We start from the raw sequence: 3,041 nt of genomic DNA on the forward strand, positions 1-3,041 counted from the left end.
TCCGTGAGCTCGCCCTCCAGAGCGGACTCCAGCACCCGTTTGGTCAGCTGCTGCAGGAGGCCACCCTCCCCGGTGAGCTTCACGCCACCGGCCTGAGCCCGGGCAACCAGCTCGGCGACCAGCCCGTCATCGACGGCGCTTGCCCCACTCACAACGGCCTTCCCGGCCTCGGTGTCACTCGTCACGTCAGTCATCAACTGTCGCTTCCAGCTCGGGAGTTACACCGCTCACCGTACAGACCCCACGGTGGACCGCGACCTGGTGGCCTCCTACTTCTAGGAGATCTTTGACGGCCGAAGTTACGGCACTTGGAGGTCGAGCCCGGTCTTGGCGATGAGGCCCTCGATGAGGCGGGGGCGGTACTGCATCCGTTGGAGCCGGGTCTTCACCAACGCGGTGAGCTGGTCGAGGGGGTCTGATGCACGATCGAGTGACGTCTTGACCTGCCCCACCGTTTGGGCTCCAGGCTCGTTGGCTAACCGGCAGCTGGGATGGTGTCGTTCTCGGAGAGTAGTTCGTACTCGATGGGGGTGCGGTAGCCCAGTGCCGAGTGTCGTCTCTGGCGGTTGTAGAAGATCTCGATGAACTCGAAGATCGCGTTGGCCAGTTCGACCCAGGTCTTCCAGCGCTTGCGGTTGAGCAGCTCGATCTGCATCGAGGACCAGAACGACTCCATCATCGCGTTGTCCAGGCCGTCCCCGACGGTGCCGAACGACGGCAGGAGGCCGGCGGAGCGGATCTACTCCCCGAAGACCCAGGAGGTGAACTGGGTGCTGTGATCGGCGTGAACGATCCCGCCCGGCTCGGGGCGGCGGTTGCGGATGGCCATGTCCAGCGCGTTGACCACGAGGGTGGAGTCCTGCCGTGAGTCGATGGACCAGCCCACGATCCTGCGGCTGAACGCATCGAGGACCGCCGCGCAGTACACCCACCCTTCCCTGGTGCGGTGCTGGGTGATGTCGGTGACCCACAGCTCGTCGGGACGCAGCCGATGGAACTTGCGATTGACCAGGTCCTCAGCGGTGACGATGCCACGCAGCCGCTTGATGCGCACCGGTCCGGGCAGGCCGTGGATCCCGGCCTGTGTCATCAGCACCGACGCGGTCCTGGAGCAGACCCGGATGCCCATGCCCAGGGTGAGCTCGGCATGGATGCGGCGGTAGCCGTAAGTGCCGCGGGAAGCGACGTGAACCTCTCGGATCAGCCCGGTCAGCCAGTCCCGCCGCAGCTGCCGTTGAGTGGTCGGTGTGCGCTTGTGCTTGTAGTAGTTCTGCCGGGCGACGCCAAGGATCCGGCAGCACCTGTCGACCGGTGCCCCGGCATCGACGAGTCGGTCGATCACCGGGTAGAGCCTTTTGGGGCCGGCTTGTCCTCGCCGAGGAACTTCGCCGCCTGCCGGACGATCGCCAGCTCGGCTTCCAGCTCTCGGATCCGCTGGCGAGCGGCCCGCAACTCAGCGGACTCGCTCGACGGGGTTCCCGGTCGCCGCCCGTTGTCGATGTCATCTTGCCGCAACCACTTCGACAACGTGACGGGATGGATGCCGAGCTCCACCGCTGTCTGTTTGGCCTGCTTGCCGGCGCGGATCAGCGCGATGGCGCGCGCCCGGAACTCCGGAGGATAGGGACGAGGCATGACTGCCAGCCTTCCGTGAAGGGCTGTCAGTTAGCCACCGGAACTGGAACCCCATAGGTGGGGCAGGTCAAGATGTCACCCGATCGTGCATCAGACCCGGACGAAGAGGTCGTGAGTGTCATCAAGCTCCGCTGAGTCGTGCCTCAGCTATCGTGATCGCTTGCTTTCGCGCCTGCTGCTTGCGCCGCGTCGACGATCGCTTGGAGCGCAGCGAGGTGACGCTTGAGAGCCGTACGGCCGGCTGGTGTCAGCGACAACCATGTGCGTGGGCGGCGTCCGACCGCTCCTTTGCGAACCTTGATGTAGCCGGCATCCTCCAGGGCGGTCGCGATGCGACTGACGCTCGCGTCGGAGACCTGGCAGTACTCACGAACTGCGGCGAATTCGGCTTCGGCGCAGCCGGCGAGGAAGGCCATCATGGTCAGGCGCGTCGGATGGTGAATGACCTGGTCCAGCGTCGGTGACACGGCGTGTTTCATTCGGTGCGCCCCAACGCCTTCAGGGTCGCCACCATCTCGGAGCGGAGCGCGTTCTTGCGGGTTTCTCGCCACCATAGGGAGCCTCCTCCGAGGATTCCCAAGGCGATCGCACCCACGCTCACACCGAAGGCGAGGAACGTGAGGGCAGCGACGCCGTAGGCGACCACCGGCAAACCTTCGAGGAGTGTGCGTTGCCTCGTGGTTCCACGCGGTGGCGAAGGACGGACCTGCATCCTGAGCACCCGCACCGCGCACATGACCGGGAAGGTGGACAGGGCCGCGATCGTAGCGACCAGTAATGTAAGCTTCCATGCCGCGCCATCCGCCTTGTACAGAAGCGGCCCGACGGCCAAGGCTATCCCGACTCCGTGAGTAACGCCTGCTACAGGTGCCCACCACGCTTGGTAGGGGGGCGGCGTGTTGGCGGCCAGTTGGGCCTGCTGCGCGGCTTGCAGGCCGCCCGTTGCTGTGGCCCAGCCTGAGTGCTCACTGCTTGACATGGTTCTCCCACTCTCTCCGTAGACATACTTCGGTGGCTTCATTCTTGCATCTACTTTTGTGATGCAAAAGTAGTTCCGTTGCTCGGAATGTGGTCGCGTCGCGTCCGGTTCGAAGCGTGGGGCTCAAGCGGTACAGCAGCGAAGTACAGGAACCACAGCAACCGTCAACGCCTGACCGTGACTCCCACGGCACTCATACCGACCTGTATGACCGTCTCCAACCGATCTCTCTAGTGCTCTGACCGGGAAGGTTGGCCGGGTGGGGTCTTCCGCCGGGGGAGTGTAAATCTAACGGCGGATCCGACGATCATGGGAGTGACGTCAAGTGACTTACACCGCCGTGGAGTTGGAGACCGTGGAGCCTGTCGAGAGTGCCCAGTCGGGGCAGCCTGCGTCCGTGTCCGACGAGCAACTGGTCGCGATGCTG

At 64.6% G+C, this 3,041-nt stretch carries 3 protein-coding genes and 2 pseudogenes; all 5 read right to left on the bottom strand.

What is annotated here, in order from left to right; genetic code table 11:
* Positions 1–194: pseudogene (locus tag ABZ646_RS43790) on the bottom strand (IS256 family transposase); the annotation flags it as partial.
* Between the two features lie 105 nt (positions 195–299).
* Complete coding sequence (locus tag ABZ646_RS43795) at positions 300–452, bottom strand: hypothetical protein (RefSeq protein WP_360532572.1); 153 nt, start codon at positions 450–452, stop codon at positions 300–302.
* 23 nt (positions 453–475) lie between these two features.
* A pseudogene (locus ABZ646_RS43800) lies at positions 476–1,635 on the bottom strand (IS3 family transposase).
* A 143-nt stretch (positions 1,636–1,778) separates the two neighbouring features.
* On the bottom strand, positions 1,779–2,102 hold the full coding sequence (locus ABZ646_RS43805; protein ID WP_360532575.1) for a transcriptional regulator: 324 nt from the start codon (positions 2,100–2,102) through the stop codon (positions 1,779–1,781).
* An 8-nt stretch (positions 2,103–2,110) separates the two neighbouring features.
* Complete coding sequence (locus ABZ646_RS43810) at positions 2,111–2,467, bottom strand: hypothetical protein (RefSeq protein WP_360532578.1); 357 nt, start codon at positions 2,465–2,467, stop codon at positions 2,111–2,113.
* Positions 2,468–3,041: the final 574 nt, after the last annotated feature.

Source organism: Streptomyces sp. NPDC007162, assembly GCF_040634175.1.
Taxonomy (GTDB): Bacteria; Actinomycetota; Actinomycetes; order Streptomycetales; family Streptomycetaceae; genus Streptomyces.